Source organism: Thermostilla marina (genome assembly GCF_054657455.1).
In genome coordinates, this window is record NZ_BAAHYR010000001.1 from 3,119,519 (window position 1) to 3,136,488 (window position 16,970).

The 16,970-nt window shown below is 57.9% G+C and carries 12 protein-coding genes; 8 read left to right on the forward strand and 4 right to left on the reverse strand.

The window, feature by feature from the left end; genetic code table 11:
- Positions 1-77 precede the first annotated feature (77 nt).
- Both ACYQ2I_RS11425 and ACYQ2I_RS11430 read left to right on the forward strand, forming a co-directional pair.
- A complete protein-coding gene (locus ACYQ2I_RS11425; RefSeq protein ID WP_460167143.1) occupies positions 78-1,463 on the forward strand; it encodes a sulfatase family protein in 1,386 nt (461 codons plus the stop codon).
- A 112-nt stretch (positions 1,464-1,575) separates the two neighbouring features.
- On the forward strand, positions 1,576-2,979 hold the full coding sequence (locus ACYQ2I_RS11430; RefSeq protein ID WP_460167144.1) for a sulfatase family protein: 1,404 nt from the start codon (positions 1,576-1,578) through the stop codon (positions 2,977-2,979).
- An 85-nt stretch (positions 2,980-3,064) separates the two neighbouring features.
- On the opposite strand, the gene ACYQ2I_RS11435 is transcribed toward ACYQ2I_RS11430, so the two are convergent.
- The 3 genes from ACYQ2I_RS11435 to ACYQ2I_RS11445 all read right to left on the reverse strand — a co-directional run bounded on the left by ACYQ2I_RS11435 (position 3,065) and on the right by ACYQ2I_RS11445 (position 7,631).
- Positions 3,065-4,705 (reverse strand): alkaline phosphatase D family protein, encoded by a 1,641-nt coding sequence (locus ACYQ2I_RS11435; RefSeq protein ID WP_460167145.1) that lies wholly within the window; start codon positions 4,703-4,705, stop codon positions 3,065-3,067.
- Between the two features lie 195 nt (positions 4,706-4,900).
- Positions 4,901-6,196, reverse strand: a complete 1,296-nt coding sequence (locus ACYQ2I_RS11440) for a Gfo/Idh/MocA family protein (protein ID WP_460167146.1) — start codon at positions 6,194-6,196, stop codon at positions 4,901-4,903.
- 136 nt (positions 6,197-6,332) lie between these two features.
- Entirely contained in the window at positions 6,333-7,631 is a 1,299-nt protein-coding gene (locus ACYQ2I_RS11445; RefSeq protein WP_460167147.1) for a Gfo/Idh/MocA family protein, read from the reverse strand.
- A gap of 292 nt (positions 7,632-7,923) precedes the next feature.
- Between ACYQ2I_RS11445 and ACYQ2I_RS11450 the strand changes: the two genes are divergently transcribed.
- The 6 genes from ACYQ2I_RS11450 (at position 7,924) to ACYQ2I_RS11475 (ending at position 14,936) form a co-directional block, all read left to right on the forward strand.
- Positions 7,924-10,650 (forward strand): FAD-dependent oxidoreductase, encoded by a 2,727-nt coding sequence (locus tag ACYQ2I_RS11450; protein WP_460167148.1) that lies wholly within the window; start codon positions 7,924-7,926, stop codon positions 10,648-10,650.
- A 103-nt stretch (positions 10,651-10,753) separates the two neighbouring features.
- On the forward strand, positions 10,754-11,719 hold the full coding sequence (locus ACYQ2I_RS11455) for a sugar phosphate isomerase/epimerase family protein (protein ID WP_460167149.1): 966 nt from the start codon (positions 10,754-10,756) through the stop codon (positions 11,717-11,719).
- A gap of 18 nt (positions 11,720-11,737) precedes the next feature.
- Complete coding sequence (locus ACYQ2I_RS11460) at positions 11,738-12,739, forward strand: Gfo/Idh/MocA family protein (protein ID WP_460167150.1); 1,002 nt, start codon at positions 11,738-11,740, stop codon at positions 12,737-12,739.
- A 70-nt stretch (positions 12,740-12,809) separates the two neighbouring features.
- Positions 12,810-13,205, forward strand: coding sequence for a metallopeptidase family protein (locus ACYQ2I_RS11465; RefSeq protein ID WP_460167151.1), 396 nt, complete (start codon positions 12,810-12,812; stop codon positions 13,203-13,205).
- 141 nt (positions 13,206-13,346) lie between these two features.
- Positions 13,347-13,673, forward strand: coding sequence for a UxaA family hydrolase (locus ACYQ2I_RS11470; protein ID WP_460167152.1), 327 nt, complete (start codon positions 13,347-13,349; stop codon positions 13,671-13,673).
- A 60-nt stretch (positions 13,674-13,733) separates the two neighbouring features.
- Complete coding sequence (locus ACYQ2I_RS11475; RefSeq protein ID WP_460167153.1) at positions 13,734-14,936, forward strand: UxaA family hydrolase; 1,203 nt, start codon at positions 13,734-13,736, stop codon at positions 14,934-14,936.
- A 91-nt stretch (positions 14,937-15,027) separates the two neighbouring features.
- Here the strand turns inward: ACYQ2I_RS11475 and ACYQ2I_RS11480 are convergent, their stop codons facing one another.
- Positions 15,028-16,788 carry a divalent metal cation transporter gene (locus tag ACYQ2I_RS11480; protein ID WP_460167154.1) on the reverse strand — a complete coding sequence of 587 codons (1,761 nt, stop codon included), beginning with the start codon at positions 16,786-16,788 and terminating at the stop codon, positions 15,028-15,030.
- Between the last annotated feature and the right edge of the window lie 182 nt (positions 16,789-16,970).

A 16,970-nucleotide genomic window follows, 5' to 3' on the forward strand; every position in this document is an offset into this window, starting at 1 on the left:
GCACGATCGGAAGCGGAGATGGTGTGCGGCGTATCGGTGGTATCACTACCTTTCTTTTCTGTCGATGAGGCCCTTCAATGAACCGCATGCCCTGGTACCTGTTGGTGTTCCTTTGCTTCATGGTCGTCTCGCCGCGCCTTCGCGCGACTGCGGCAGAATTAAAGTCGCAAACCCCACCCAACATCGTTTTCTTGCTTACCGACGATCAGCGGTGGGATACGCTCGGTTGCATGGGAAACTCCATTATCCAAACGCCCAACGTCGATGCGTTGGCCGAGCGCGGAATCGTCTTCGATCGGTGCTTCGTCACAACGTCGATCTGTGCCACGAACCGTGCTTGCATTCTCAGCGGTCAATATGCATCCAAACACGGAATCTGGGATTTTCGAACGACTTTCGGCCCTCAAGAGTTGGACGAAACCTATCCCGGCGTCCTCAAGGCCCACGGCTACATAAACGGGTTCATCGGCAAATGGGGCGTGGGTGCACCACCGCGCGGGTATTTCGAGTACGACAAAACGTTCCCCGGCCAAGGGAAATATGAAAACACCATCGAAGGCCGCACTGTTCATCTCAACCGCATCATGGGGGATCAAGCTGTCGAGTTCCTCGAAACGGTTCCCGGTTCGCAACCATTTTGCCTTTCGGTGAGCTTCAAGTCGCCGCACGTTCAAGACGGCGATCCCCGTCAATTCATTCCCGAAGCCGACCTATCCGACCTGTACCGCGACGTTGTCATTCCCGCGGCTCCTCTTTCCGATCCCGCCTTTTTCGATGCCCTGCCCGAGTTTCTCCAGCAAACCGAAAATCGAATTCGCTGGAAACTTCGGTTCGCCACTCCCGAAGCGTATCAAGAGTCGGTCAAGAACTACTACCGGCTGATTACGGGCGCCGATCGTGTAGTCGGTCGCATCGTCGACACCCTCCGACAACGCGGACTGGCCGACAACACGGTAATCATCTTCACCGGCGACAACGGCTTCTACTTGGGAGAAAGAGGATTCGCGGGCAAATGGTTCCCGCATGAAGTCTCCATCCAGGTGCCGCTTGTCGTCTTCGATCCGCGTCTTCCCAAAGAACAACAGGGAACACGACGACAAGAGATGGTTCTGAGCATCGACATCGCGCCGACGATTCTCGATCTCGCCGGAGCACCGATTCCCGCGGGGATGCAAGGCCGAAGCCTCGTCCCCCTGCTTCAAGGCGAGCCCACCTCTTGGCGTCACGAGTTCTTCTATGAGCACCTCTTCGATCACGCGACCATTCCGCGTAGTGAAGGTGTACGTACCGAGCGATACAAGTACATACGGTACGTCGATATCGACCCGCCTTACGAAGAACTTTACGACCTTGCGACCGATCCGGATGAGGCCCATAACCTTGTCGGCGTCCCCGCATCGGCACCACTTTTGGATCGTATGCGGGCAAAGTGGGAATCGTGGCGCGAAGCGCTGCGTCATTGACCTGCCATGCTTCGCACTCGATCGTGTCGTGTAAACACAAAATGCAGCCGGCATCCTGTCGACTGTCGACAATCACCCGACTTGTTTTTCTGAATCAACCAGGAGATTTCTTATGGACAAATGGAAGTTGATACCGATCATCCTGCTTTCGTTGTCGTGGTGTGCCCTCGAAACGGTTCGTGCCGAATCACCGCCGGTCAAACCCAATTTTCTGATCATCTTTTGCGATGATCTCGGTTATGGCGACCTGAGCTGTTTCGGACACCCGACGATTCGAACGCCGAACCTCGATCGCATGGCCGCCGAAGGCCAACGCTGGACCGATTTCTACGTGGCCGCCTGTGTGTGCACACCGAGTCGCGCCGCCTTGATCACGGGGCGATTGCCCGTGCGAACGGGGATGTGCAGCGACAAACGCCGTGTGCTGTTTCCCGACTCGGCGGGCGGACTACAGGCCTCCGAATACACCATTGCCGAGGCACTCCACGACCTGGGCTACACGACGCACTGCATCGGCAAATGGCACTTGGGACACTTACCCCAATATCTTCCGACTGCGCACGGTTTCGAAAGCTATTTTGGAATTCCCTATTCGAACGACATGGATCGTGTCGCCGACTCGCCGCGAGGCCGGGAAGCCTTTCTCCACCCGAAGCCGGAGTATTTCAACGTGCCGCTGATGCGGAACACCGAGATCGTCGAACGACCGGCCAACCAATACACGTTGATAAGACGATACACCGACGAAACCATTCGCCTGATTCGCGAGAACCGCGATCGCCCCTTCTTCATCTACCTCGCGCACAACCTGCCGCATGTCCCCTTGTTCAATTCGCCGGAGTTCAACGGCCACAGTCGTCGCGGATTGTACGGCGACGTCGTCGAAGAAATCGATCATAACGTCGGCCGAATCCTGGAAACGCTCAAGGAACTGAAGCTCGACAAGAAGACCTTGGTCGTTTTTACCTCCGACAATGGTCCGTGGCTCATTTTCGATCAGCAAGGCGGATCGGCCGGACTTCTGCGAGGCGGGAAAGGTAGCACATGGGAAGGCGGTATGCGGGAACCGACCATCTTCTGGTGGCCGGGAACGATCGCTCCGAAAATCGTCGAAGACATCGGTTGCACGATGGATCTGCTCCCGACCTTCGTTGCTTTGGCCGGGGGCTCGCTGCCGGAGGATCTCGTACTCGACGGTTACGATATTTCCCCGGCTTTGTTGGGCACGGGGGCGAGCCCACGAGATCGGATGTTCTACTATCGCGGGACGCGTCTGTTTGCCGTGCGCTACGGTCGGTACAAGGCCCACTTTCAAACCCAGGCAGGATACGGCCAACCCAAGCCGGAAATACATGATCCGCCGCTGCTGTATGACTTGTGGGTCGATCCGGGCGAGCAATACAACATTGCCACAGATCATCCGGACGTAATTGCCAAGATCCGTAAAATCGCCGGGGAGCACGAAGCGACGCTCGACCGCCCCGAATCTCAGCTCGAAAAAGTCATCGGCAAGTAGGGGGCCTTGATCCCCTCAAGAAATAGCCGGAGCCGGGCCTCGACTCATCGCTGCCCGGCTCCCTTCTTTTTCGCCGTTAAACGTGTTACTTCCCGCCGGTCGATCGCAAATCGCTGAGGGGAACGGTAATCTCGTAAATCGGCTCGTCGTCGATGCTGAAGATGCGATAGGTAACGGTCGGATCGTCCGCCAAGGTGTCGAATGCGAGCATCCCGAACGAGCACTTCTCGTTGTACCCGAACAGCGCCCCTTCGACCAAACCGTGGGTGTGGACGTTCGTCAACCGCGAACTTTCAAACTCCCACAGCGGATAATCTCCTTCACGGTCGATCTTCCATACGTCGCTACGATGCCGATCGGCCGAAATCAAAATCACTCCGTCGATTTTCTCCTTCGTCAAGAAATCGAAAATCTCGTCACGTTCGTCGGCGAACCCTCGCCAGGTGTCCAAGCTGGTTCCCTTGGCATCCAACGTCCACGGAACGGGTGAAGCAAGCACCTTGAAGGTTGCATCCGACCGCTCAAGCTCTTTTTTCAGCCACTTCTTCTGATACTCGCCCAACATCGTCGGATTGGCCGATTTGGGATCCGTTCGCCAATAGCGACCGTCGAGCATGAAGAATTGCACATCGGCAATGCGAAAAGTGAACCAACAACCGGGATGTTTCTCGCCGCCGCCGTAGGACGGGTTGACCCAGTTCTCTTGAAACAGCTTCCAGACGGGAATCTTCCACGGCGGATCGTTGCGTTTCGGACCACCCCACTGATCATTCGTGCAGAAATCGTGGTCGTCCCAAATCGCGAATACGGAGGTCGACGCAGTGAACCGCCGGTACTCAGGCCGCGTTTGCCGCCGGTAATAGCAGTAGCGCTGTGCCTGAGGCACCTTCGGCTGGTCGATGTATACGTTGTCGCCTAAGAACAGAAACGCGAGCGGCCGATGACCGCGAATCGTATCCCACATCCGTTCGTGTTGCGGATTGTAGCCGGCCCCGCCGCCGAAAGCGATTTCGAACTTCGCCGGTCGCCCCTCGACAGGGAACGTTCGGAATTGCGGCAGATCCTTGCCGAAGAGGCGATTCCCGTCGATTACGATATCGTAGTAGTACGTCGTATCAGGCTCGAGAGATTCGATTCTTGCAATGCCCGTGTAATCCCGTTCGGCATCCGTAAAGCTGCCCGGCGTACGCAGCGGAGACGTCAACGCGGGATCCTTGCCCACGAGAACACAAAACGGCTCTTCCTTTGCCGTTCGAATCCAAAAGCTCGCCGCGCGATCCGTCACGTTTCCGACCATCGGCCCGTGAATGACCGGTGACTTCAATTCGGCAGTGACTGCTCGATAGGCAGCCGTCTCGTAAAGCGGCGCAAACCAATCGCGAGGTCCTGCAACGAAACGCTCGACCGGCAGCCCCTGCGCGATCGCCCGTCGCATCGCTTCAACGGCATGCGGCACATCGCCTTTCCGACAATAAGCCATCGAAAGCACGTACCAACCTTCCACGTCGTCCGGTGTGACCGCGACTTTTTCGGTCAATGTCTCGATGACCTCATCCGTTTTGCCGTTCGCGATCTTGGCGATCAACTGCACATGATATTTTTTGTCGGGATAGGCTTTCGGCGGTGCTTTTCGCGATTGCGCGGCGAGCGGAGATTGCATACTACAACAAGTACACAACAGCACGAGAACAAACAGTACGACGTTCTTGACGCCCTTCGAGGACATGGAACACCCTCCTTTTGCTACGAGACACCGGCAACATCCGTCACACCCCCGTTCCCGGTGTTCGTGTGGTTGAAGCCCCATCATATTCGCGAAAACGGGCCGATGCCAGTCGGCACCGACCCGTAATTTCCATGCCCTCGGCGCACGCAACCGGTCTCGCGATCGGCTGCGTGGCCTGTTCACCGAAGGTCGCGTTTATACCTCAGGCAACACGTAGGGCTTTCGCCGCTCACGATCGAGCAACGCGTTGGCCTCGTCGTCGCCTTCGAATTGTTCTTTGACGGGATCCCACTTGAGCGGCCGCCCCACCCATCGAGCAATATTGCACAAGTGGCACACGGTCGTCGAGCGGTGCCCGATTTCGACATCGCAAATCGGCTTCTCGCGAGTTTTGATGCACTCGAGCCAATTCAACAGGTGATTGGTGCTCTCGTACAAGTGGACCGTGAAGTCATCGTAGGGAGGTTTCGCCAACTCGCGGGGTTCAACGACGAAGCGGGCGCGATCAATCGTGATCTTGCCTTTGTCGCCGATGAAGATGCCGCCTCCGGGAGGTCCATTATCGAGCCGAACCACCACGCCGTCGGCGTACTTGAAGCACACCTTCGGCACGCGGCAAATCTCTTCACCCCTCGCACGCGACTCCGGCTTCGTATACGTCGGTGGATTGAACTTGGGACCTTCCGTCCAGATTTCGACCGGGCCCGTATCGTCCTTGCCGAGCGCCCATTGGATTTGGTCGAACCCATGAGCCCCCCATCCGGTAATTTCGCCGCCGGAATAGGGTCGGAAGGAAATCCAGCCCGGATTCGCCCGTGGTGCATAGAGATCCGGATGGTACGGCACCAACGGCGCCGGCCCGCACCACATATCCCAATCCAGCCCCTCGGGTACCGGTTGTCCCGGAAAAGCACATTCCCATGGACTCGGATAGTTCGCTGCAATCACTTCGCGAATCTTACCGATGCGTCCGTTGCGCACCAATTCGCAAGCCAACCGGTTGGCCGGCATCGAACGTTGCTGACTTCCCGTTTGGAACACACGACCGTACTTACGCACTGCCTTGACGACCTGACGGCCTTCGTGGATCGTCAACGTCATCGGTTTTTCGGCGTAGATGTCTTTTCCCGCCTGGGCCGCGTGAATACATACAATCGCCCGCCAGTGGTCCGGCGTGGCGGTCACAATGGCGTCGACATCCTTTCGTTCCAGCAGCTTCCGATAATCCTGGTACGCGTCGGCACCAAACTGGGCGGCATTCGCTTTGCCTCGCGGCAAATTCACGTCGGCGATGGCGACAATGCGTCCCAGCGACGGCATTCCCCCAAACACCTGCATTCCACGGCGTCCGATGCCGATCCCGCCGATGCCGATCCGCTCGTTGGCCGAGGGCGTGTCCTCGGTACCGAGCACGATTCGGGGAATGATCGAGGGTGCCGCCACGGCCGAGGTCGCTAGGGCCGCCGATTTCAAGAAACTCCGTCGTTTCACGTTGATAACCTCCCGCGTATGGAAAACGATGATTGTGAGAAACTTTTCCTTGTTACGAAGCGCGATAATCCGACGATCGCCGTTGGGACGAGACTCGCTTCGGCAAATCTTGTGCTCCCCCAATACGTTTCCGGCGTCACGCCTCGGGATACTTCCAGGGGGTGCGATACTCGCGTCGCAACAGAGAATTCGCCTCGTCGTCCCCGACGATTCGCTCGTTCTCTCCGTCCCATTCGACGCTACGTCCCAACTTCAATGACAGCATTCCCAGCAAACTCATGGTCGTCGAACGATGCCCGATCTCGATGTCACACACCGGACGCCGTTTCGCCTCGATCGCATCGATGAAGTCGGCCCACAACTCCGGAATATTCTGAGAATCCGGCTCATGCAACACCGGGTCTTCATGATAGATCGGTTGACTCTTGTTCGCCGGATAAAACGTCCAGCCGTCGCGCCATCCCAAATGCAATGTGCCGGCGGTGCCGTAAAAATAGCAGCCGATATTATGGTTTTCGGCGTTGTTTCCCGCATACCGACGATGTTCCCAAACCGCAGTGAACGAATCAAACTGGAATTCGACCGTTTGGGTGTCGGGGGCGTCGTCGGTCGTCTCGCGGATGAACCGTCCTCCCATCGAACAGACTTTTTTGGGATAGGTTTCCTCCGTCCACCAAAGAATTTGATCCATCCAGTGAATACCCCAGTCTCCCAACGTACCGTTGGCATAATCCAGGAAATGTCGGAAGCCCTTGGGATGAATGGCAGGATTGAAAGGCCGATAGGGCGCCGGCCCGCACCACATATCCCAATCTAGACCTTCGGGAGGCTCCGTGTCGGGCGTCGGCGATCCGACGCCGCCGGGATAATGCACAAACGCCCGTACCATCCCAATCTTACCAAGCTTCCCTTCTTTCATAAATTTTTGGGCGCTGATGCAGTGAGGTGATACGCGCCGGTGTGTGCCGACTTGGACGACGCGGTCGTTCGCCCTAGCCGCGGCCACCATGGCTCGCCCCTCCAAGATCGTGTGGCTGATCGGCTTCTCGACGTATACGTGCGCACCGCCATTGACCGCAGCGATCGTGATCAGCGGATGCCAATGATCCGGCGTCGCCACGATGACGATTTCCGGCTTCTCCTTTTCGAGCAACTCTCGGTAGTCGCGGTATTTGTTCGGTACCTTTCCCGTCAGTTCTTCGATTTTCGCGACGGCGGGATCCAGTTGATTTCGATCCACGTCGCACATGGCAATCACTTCGACATTCTTTGCGGCAACCGCGGTCGTTAGGATGTTCATTCCCCACCACCCGGTGCCGACCAATGCCGTGCGGTATTTCTTTCCCTTTTGAACGCCCAACACAGCAGGGGCGGCTACGCTCAGCGCCCCCAAAGCTCCCGCCGACTTCAGAAAACCTCGACGTCGCAGTTGCATCACGCTCCCCCTTGTGTTCGGTCCGTTTTCGTTACGATACATCGGCCCGATGCCCGGCATCACTTTCTCGCCCTTTCTCCCGTTTTTTGAGAATGACGAGCCGGGTTGTGCGTGTCAAGAAAATCTCGTTCCCCCAAAAAATTGCCGAAGCCGCGCCGACGCAGATTTCACGATGCCGCAACCCCAAAATCATCGGTGACCGTTCGTTTGCCCTTTATGCTCTTCCCGCTAACAATTAGGCGTTAACCGACAAGGAACCGGACTTCCATCATCCTCGACCAAAAGAAATCCCATGTGTACACGATCTCGCTCTTGCTTTCTTCCTTTCGTTCTCCTGGGTCTCTTTGCCGCGACATCACCGTGTTTCGCCGATGAGCCGACAACCCTTTGGCTGGAATGCGAAACATTCGACAACTTAGGCGGCTGGACGAACGACGCCCAGTTCGTCGACCATATGGGCTCACCCTATCTGCTTGCGATAGGACTCGACGGTCCGGTGGCGGACGCATCGACCGAAATCCGGATTCCCCACGCCGGTACGTACCGTTTGTGGGTACGATCGCGTGATTGGCTACCGGAATACAGTCCCGGGCGTTTTCAGATTGTGTTGGGCAACCGGGCCTGCGCGCATGTCTTCGGACAATCCAAACGATACGGCGGGTGGTACTGGGAAGACGGCGGAACCGTTACGCTGCCCTCCGGAACGCTGCGTGTCGCACTACACGATTTAACGGGGCATTACGCTCGCTGCGATGCGATCGTCCTGACATCCGATGCAAACTATCGTCCTCCCAACGACTTGCCCGGATTGGCCGAAGCCAGAGAACGATTCGGCGGCGTTTCCCGCGAACTCGATGAACGCGGCCCCTACGACACGATCGTCGTCGGAGGCGGATTGGCCGGCACATTCGCCGCCGTCGCTTCTGCCCGAATGGGGTGCAAGACGGCCCTCATTCAAAACCGCCCCGTGCTCGGCGGCAACGGCTCGACCGAGATTCTCGTTCGGCCGGAGGGCGATACCACGCGAGAACCGCTCGATCCCGGCGAAGGCGGCATCATCGAAGAGGTTCGGGGCGACGTGTTCGATTACTCCGACCGCATGCTTGCGTTGGTACAGCAAGAACCCAATCTCGATCTGTTCCTGAATACACATGCCACCGACGTCCAAATGCGAGACTCGCGTCATATCGAAGGCGTGTACGCCCTCGACGTGACCACGAACCGACGATACTTATTCCGCGGCAACATTTTCATCGACTGTACCGGCGATGGCGAGATCGGCGTGTGGGCAGGAGCCGAATATCGTCATGGCCAGGAACTCCGCTCGATGTACGGAGAATCACGGGCGCCCGTCTACGGCATGATCAACACAGGCACGATGGGTGGAACGCTTCGCTACGACGTCGAACGTCTTCCGACGGCGATCCCGTTCGAAGCACCGTCGTGGGCATACAAATTTACAGACTGCGATGATTTCGGCCCCAAACGCCATCCACAGTTGAATTTCGGCGGATGGCAATGGGTGATCGAATACGGCGGCCAGCGAGATACCTATCGCGACGCCGAGGAAATCCGTGACGAGCTGCTGCGCATCATCTGGGGTATGTGGGACCACGCGAAAAATCATTGCCCACGGCTGGCTGAAGACGGTGCCGCCTACTACCGCCTCAAGTGGGTCAGCCACGTCGTCGGCAAGCGGGAATCGCGACGCCTCATCGGTGACTACGTGATGCGGGAACAAGACATCGGCGAACAAACTCTTTTCCCGGATCGTGTCGCCTACGGGGGATGGGGAATCGACATCCACCCACCCGGCGGCTTCTATGCCCCCGGTGAACCGGCCGTCTTTTCGCATAAGGTGAAATTCTCGATTCCATTTCGCAGTTTGTATTCGAAAAATATCGACAATTTGATGATGGCCGGCCGATGCATTTCGGTCTCCCATGTAGCCCTTGGTGCGACGCGCGTAATGATCACATGCGGCCTTCAAGGCCAAGCGGTCGGCACGGCGGCCGGATTTTGCAAACGCCACAACGCCATGCCCCGCGACGTCGGCCGAAGTTACATCACCGAGCTGCAACAACAACTCCTCAAAGACGGTTGCTATCTGATCAAGCTACCGAATTCGGATCCGGCCGATCTTGCCCTCCGAGCCGTCCGGGTAACAGCTTCGAGCACGGCTTCGCCCGATGCAGTAAAGATTCCGGCGAAGCCGTACGAACATCCCTTAGGACACCACCGCGCGGTTCGGTTTCGGCTCGAACGGCCGCAACTTGATGCCGTGGAAGTGCATTTACGCAACGATTCCGGTCAGCCGATCCGTTTGACCGCAGGCTTGCACGTCTCGACCACCGAGGAACGCCCCTCCGCCGACCCTCTCGCCACGGCCGAAGCGGTCATCGCCCCGAATCTCGAAGGCTGGATCAGGTTTCGCTTTTCGCTCGACAAACCTCTTCCGCCCGGCTCGTATTGGCTCGTACTGCCGAAAACCGATCACGTTTTCTGGACCTTGTATCGCTCAGAGCCGGCGTTTACCGGTCGTGCATATAACAACGGGAACGAGTGGATCACCGCGCCGGGCTGTTACGCTTTTCGGACGTCGCCCGGGGATCCGCCGAAAGCCGTCCTCGCTGCACCGATTCGCCCACCGGGTGAAGACGTGTTCGCCCCACAGAATGTCGTGAACGGCTATGCCCGAGCCGTCGAAGGCGTACCGAATTCATGGCGCCCCGATCCGACGGCTTCTTGCCCTCAATGGATCGAGATCGATTTCCAGCAGGCGAGGGAATTCAACACCGTCCACATATCTTTTCAATCGATGACGATGCGCGCGGACGATTTCGACATTGCCGTTCCCGACGGTGACGGTTGGCGCACCATCGCCGAAATCCGCGACAACACGATGCGGCGGCGTGTCGTGACGTTTCGAACCGTCCGGGCGAATCGCCTCCGGGTGATCGTCCAAAAAGCCCAACAGGAAATGGGAATCTGCGAGATTCGCATTTACCACGAACGATAATTTGCCCGCAGGCACTGCGGCAATTATCTTGCACACAATGAGAACTGCTCATTGCGAAGCCGACACATTTCCCCAGCATGCCACTCGAAGGGAGAGCGCCGACATGTCGTCTGTAGTAAATCGCCGAGGATTTCTGGCCGGCTCGGCCGTGGCCGGTGCGGCTGCCTGGTTGACCAACTCGCGACTCGCCGCGGCCGCCACGTCGGATGGTCGCCCGACGTGGAAAGGGGCCATGATCGGCAAGCCTGACGAACCGACGTTGACGCGACTCAAAGAGGCCGGATTCGAGGGCATCGAATCGAACGATCGCCATGCCGCAATCCCCGATGCCGAAGCTGCGAGGAAACTAGCCGAATCGCTGGGCATGCGGATTCATTCCGTCTTGTACGGGTGGGCGAATTTCAATACCGACAAGATCGATTCCGACATCGAGAGCGTCGCCAAATCGCTGGAAACGGCCGCGGCCTACGGCGCCGATGCTTTGCTGTTGGTCCCCTGCCGAATCGGCGGTATGCCCATGCCGCAACCATGGGAATTTCAGCTCGAGTTCGATCCCAAAACGAACCACTTGATTCGCGTCGTCGAAGGCGACAATAGTCCGTACGAAGCGTACATCGCGGCACACAACCACGCGATCGACGCATCCCGGAAGGCAGTTGAAAAGCTCATTCCTCGCGCCGAGAAAACCGGCGTCGTCATCGCTTTGGAGAACGTGTGGAACAATTTGTGGGTCAAGCCGGCTCATTTCGCGAATTTCGTCAAGTCGTTCGGCCATCCAAAGGTGCAAACGTACTATGACGTCGGCAATCACGTGAAGTACGCCCCGCCTCAAGAGTGGATCAAGGCGTTGGGTACGACGATCGCCAAGATCCATATCAAAGACTTTGCTCTCAATCCCGACGGCCGTGGCGGTAAGTTCGTCCATCCGCGAGACGGAAGTGTCGACTGGCCTGCGGTTCACGACCTTCTTGTCGATATCGGATACGACGGTTGGCTGACGATCGAAGACGGCGGGCTTGAGTTGACTGAATTCCGCCGCCGGCTCGATTTGATCATTGCCGGAAAATAGCCCTTTGGGAGACGCCCCATGCCCCGCATCCCTCGTCGCCGGATGTTTCCCGTTGCGGCAAGCGCATGGTTCCTCGCAAGCAACGCCTCCTTTGCACAGGATGCCGCCGACTCCACAAGCGTCCTTCGGGCGGGAATGATCGGACTCGATACGTCGCATGTCGTCGCCTTCAGCCGCATGATCAACGATCCGAAAGCCGAGGGCCCGACCGCGGCGGTCGAGATCATTGCCGGTTATCCGAACGGCATGCCCGACAATGAGTTTTCGCGGACGCGGATCGCCGGATTCACTGAGACCGTTCGCGAAATGGGGATCACGATTTATGATTCGATCGATGCGTTATTGCCGCACGTCGATGTCGTTCTGATTGAAAGCGTCGACGGGCGTCCTCATCTGGAACAAGCCCGCAAAGCGATTGCGGCACGCAAGCCGATGTATATCGACAAACCGATGGCTGCCTCGCTTGCCGATGTACTCACGATTTTTCGTGAAGCCCGTGAGGCCGCCGTTCCTGTGTTTTCGGCTTCGTCACTCCGATTCAGTTCAGGATTCCAAGCCGCACGTTCAGGCAAATTAGGAAAGATAACCGGGTGTACCGCGTGGAGCCCGTATCACGTCGAACCGCATCACCCCAGTCTCTTCTGGTACGGAATTCATGGTGTCGAAACGTTGTACACCATCATGGGCCCAGGATGCCGCACGGTCGTGCGGGAGCGTGACAATCGCGTGGTGGGACGATGGGCCGACGGTCGCGTCGGCATTTGGGAAGGTCGCGAAGGATACGGCGCCGAAGTGGAAACGCCCGACGGAAAGAAATCGGCAGGCAAATACGAAGGTTACGGGCCTTTGTGTTTAGAAATCTGCCGTTTTTTCCAAACGCATAAACCTCCGGTCCACGAAAAGGAAACCGTTGAGATCTTTGCCTTCATGGAGGCCGCCGACGTCTCCCGGGATCGGGGCGGGCAACCGGTCGAGATCGACGAAGTGATGAATTCAGCCGTCGAAAAAAGTAAAGGCTGACACGGCGACTCGTCGGGCTCCCTTTGCCCCGGACAACCGATTACGATCACTGCTTCGTACGAACCGCGTCATGGATGAATCGACTCGGAACTGGTTCGATGCGATCTTTGAGGAGGTGCTCGACGCGATGCCCTCGCGCATCCACGAGCTGATGGAGCAAATTCCGATCCACCTCGAGGATCATCCGTCTCCGGCAATGATGCGGGAACTGGGCATTCGTTACCGAGACGACCTGTGCGGGCTGTTCACCGGAATTCCGATCACCGACAAAAGCCTCGAGCATTCGGGAGTGCTTCCCGATGTCGTCACGATCTTCCGTGAAGGCATCATGCGTGCAGCCGCCGACGAATTCGGGCGCATCGACGAGCAGGCACTTCGGGATCAGATTCGCATCACGATTCTCCACGAATTCGGCCACTACCACGGTCTGGACGAAGATGAATTACGGGCTCTTGGATACGGCTGATCCGTCGCAGGCTTTCCGCTATCGACGACGGTCGATATGATGAACGACGTGGCCGCTTTTGATGCATTCAGAAAGTGAACACGGCCTCACAGCCGCGCACCCTCGTCGCTTTTCCGACGCCATTTCCCAAGGAATCGAGTCGTGGCAGCCACTCTGATTCGCATTCACCCTGAAGACAATGTCGCCGTCGCCACGGGACCGCTGTCTGCGGGCATGACGATTTCGGTCGGCGAGATCACACTGTCCTTGCACCAAGCGGTCCGGCTCGGCGACAAAGTCGCCTTGCTACCGATCGCCAAAGGTGAACCCGTGCTGAAGTACGGACTACCGATCGGCAAGGCAACGGCCGCAATCGCACCGGGCGAACACGTTCATACCCACAATCTTGCCAGCACCTATTACCCGACGTTCGACCACCGGGGCGACGGTCCGGAAGAACACGCGGCTATCACAAACAGCCCCGAATAAATGTCGGCGATCGGTCTCCAATCAACCAGCGAACACTAGGGCAGTTCCGGGGATGGTTACATGTCTGACGACATTTCGATCATTGGTTTTCAACGACCGGACGGCCGCAAAGGCATTCGGAACATCGTCCTTGTCGCCTATTTAGTCGAGTGCGCACACCACGTAGCCGGCGAGATCGCTCGCTCCTTCCCGGACGACCAGGTTCACCTAGCCGGTTTTCCCGGTTGCTACCCGAACGCTTATGCCCATCGTGTTCTTGCAAGCGTCGCAACTCACCCGAACGTGGGTGCGGTTGTGTTGGTATCGCTGGGATGCGAAAGTTTCGATCGGGAATCATTGGCCGCCGCCGTCGAATCGTCGGGGCGCTCCGTCGCCACGATCGTCATCCAAGAAACCGGTGGAACGGCACGATCGGTCGAGCTGGGCCGCACAATCGTTTCCGACTTTCTTCGGACCATCGCCGAAGCCCCTCGCGTCCCGATGGGACCGGCAGACCTCGTCGTCGGCACGATTTGCGGTGGTTCCGACGCCACAAGCGGAATTACGGCCAACCCGGCTTGCGGTCGTGCCTTCGACCTGTTGCTCGATGCAGGCGGGACGGCAATCTTTGAAGAAACGAGCGAGCTGATCGGGTGCGAACATTTGATGGCGCAGCGTGCCGTCACTCCGGAATTGGGACGCGAGATCGTCGCCGTCGTCGAAAAGGCGGCTCGATATCACCAAGTTCTCGGCCACGGTAGTTTCGCGCCCGGCAACGCGGAAGGCGGTTTGACGACAATCGAGGAAAAATCGCTGGGCGCCTATGCCAAGAGCGGCCGCTCGCCCATCAGCGGAATCCTCAAACCTGCCGTCGCGCCGCCACGTCCGGGGTTGTACCTGTTGGACGTCGTTCCGGATGGAGACGTCCGCTTCGGCTTTCCGAACATTGTCGACAATGCCGAGATCGTCGAATTGATCTCGTGCGGTTGCCATTTGGTGTTGTTCACGACCGGCCGAGGATCGGTCGTCGGTTCGGCGATCTCGCCCGTTATCAAGGTCTGCGCCAACCCCGAAACCTATCGTCGAATGACCGACGATATGGACGTCAACGCCGGCAAGATTCTCGACGGAGCAGCCGATCTCGACGAAGTCGGAGCTGAAATTTACGCGAGAATTCTGCGGACGGCCGCTGGCGAACCGACCGCTTCCGAACGACTCGGGCACCGGGAATTCATCCTCGGATACAAGCGATTCGACCCGCTCGAGCCCGCATGCTTGCCGTAGGTTTCCATGAAACACATCGGGCCGAAGCCGGACATTGCCGCTTCGGCCCGATTCAACTCTTACGCTTGGCTACCGGAGTTCACTTTCCCGCCTATTCGGCGGCATCTCCCTGAGCTTCCCCGGTCTCGGCCGTATCGCCGCCTTGTTCGGCCGGTGCGGCCTCGCCCGAGGCGGATTCGTCGGGTGCGGCTTCTTCTTGCGATGGAGCCGCATGCTCGGCCGCCGGTGCGGACAACCCCAAGAATTCGCGCACGCGCGGATTCTGGATTACGCGGTTGTTGATCTGGATCACCGAACCGATCGTGGCTACCAACAGTGCCACGACGAGAACGGCGTTGAACAACAAGCGGGAAAGCCCCTTTCCGACTGCGTCGCCGATGTAGCTGCGTTTGTTGTTCATGATCAAGAATGTGAGATATGCAATCGGCAACATCGCGAAACAGATGGCCGAGGCAGCAACGGGAAACCAGAAGGGCAAAGTCGTTACCACGCCGAAAATGCCGATCGCCGGCGTCAATGCAAACAGGCGGAAACGCGTCTTCGTGTATTCGAGATTCAGCATCTCACAAAACGTGAAGCCGCACACGATCATGTGCGTTGAAATCGCACTACACGTCATAGCAATCAAACCCAAGTCGAAGACCAGACGCCCGGCCTTTTCACCAAGTACCCCGTGCAACGATGCCGCAGCGGCGACCGGCTTGATTCCCTCGCGGAGGACGTCTTCTCCGGAATACACCCCCGTGACCGTCATCGCGATAATGACCAACGACGTCACCAAGACGAACGGCAGGAACATCGACATTCCCAAGTCCCACTTGGCCAACGTCTTGTGCTTGGGGCCCCACCCTTTGGCAAGCAGACTGTACGGGTAAAGGAAGGTCATGTTGATGCCGACCGCGGCCCCGAGCATACCCAGCACCAAAGTCACGTTCTTGGGATCCTGCCAGTTTGGAATGCCGTACCAGCCGATGAAGCCTTTACCGAGTTCGGCCCAGTCGATTTTCGAGGCACTGGCAATGACCACGATGGCGAACATCAAAATGACCAGCCCGATGACCGCCCGCAGGAACCATTCGTACAGTTTGATTCCCCGCGAGCTGCCCCCGTAGGAGAACACCATGAAAACGTTGATTCCGAGGATGATACAGCCGACGAGCCAGCCGAGTCCCAAACCGGCAGGCGTAAATACGCTGGCCAGCTTGGCTCCTTCACCTTTCGCGGCGTCGATTTTCAGTTGTTTCCATTCATCCGCGGGCACTCCCGTACGCACTTTTTGCAGATCAAAAGCGTCAAACTTGGCCTTTAGTTTGTCGGCCACCGCTTGCACGGTTTCGCTATCGGCCGGTGTCGCGAACGTTCCATCGGCCAATTGCACCATTTCGACATCGGTTACGACGCTGGCCATCTTGCCCAAGTCGCGCATGGCCCCCGCGGCCAGCCCATACTGTGGAAAGTGCCAAATAATCGACGAGGCAATCGTGGCAAGCGCCCAAAGGAAAACAAGAACCCAACTCAACTCCCGCCCGAAGGCCTTGTAAGGGCGTTCCTGCGTGGTCAGAACCACGTTCGCCAACGCCGCCAACATCATGACGCCCAAGAACATGGCGACCGGCTGAACCCACAACAGCTTGTAGCCGAAGGATGCCCCCGCCATGACCGAAGCGGTCGCACTTCCCGCTCCCAGGGTCATTGCGCTTTGCAGCAGCCCCGGACCGGTTCGTTTGATGTAGCCGATCGCCCTCGGCAAGAAGGGCTTTTGCTCCAAGGCCTCCAGTTCAGCCACTTCGCGTTGTAGTTTCTCAGGATCCCACTTGGCCGTCATCGGAAGGCCTTTGTTGCCGTCACTCATCGCTTGACTCCTTGGCGTACAAGGACAGAAACCGTTTCGTTGATTCGGGTAAGAAATCGTCATCTGCGACCGCGCCACCGCGCGCAAATTAAGCGATCGCCCGGGAGTTACCGGCCCGCCCGATGCGACCGCAGACCGATTCCGCTTCCGGCGGATCAGGCATTAAATTAGCCCCGATTCGG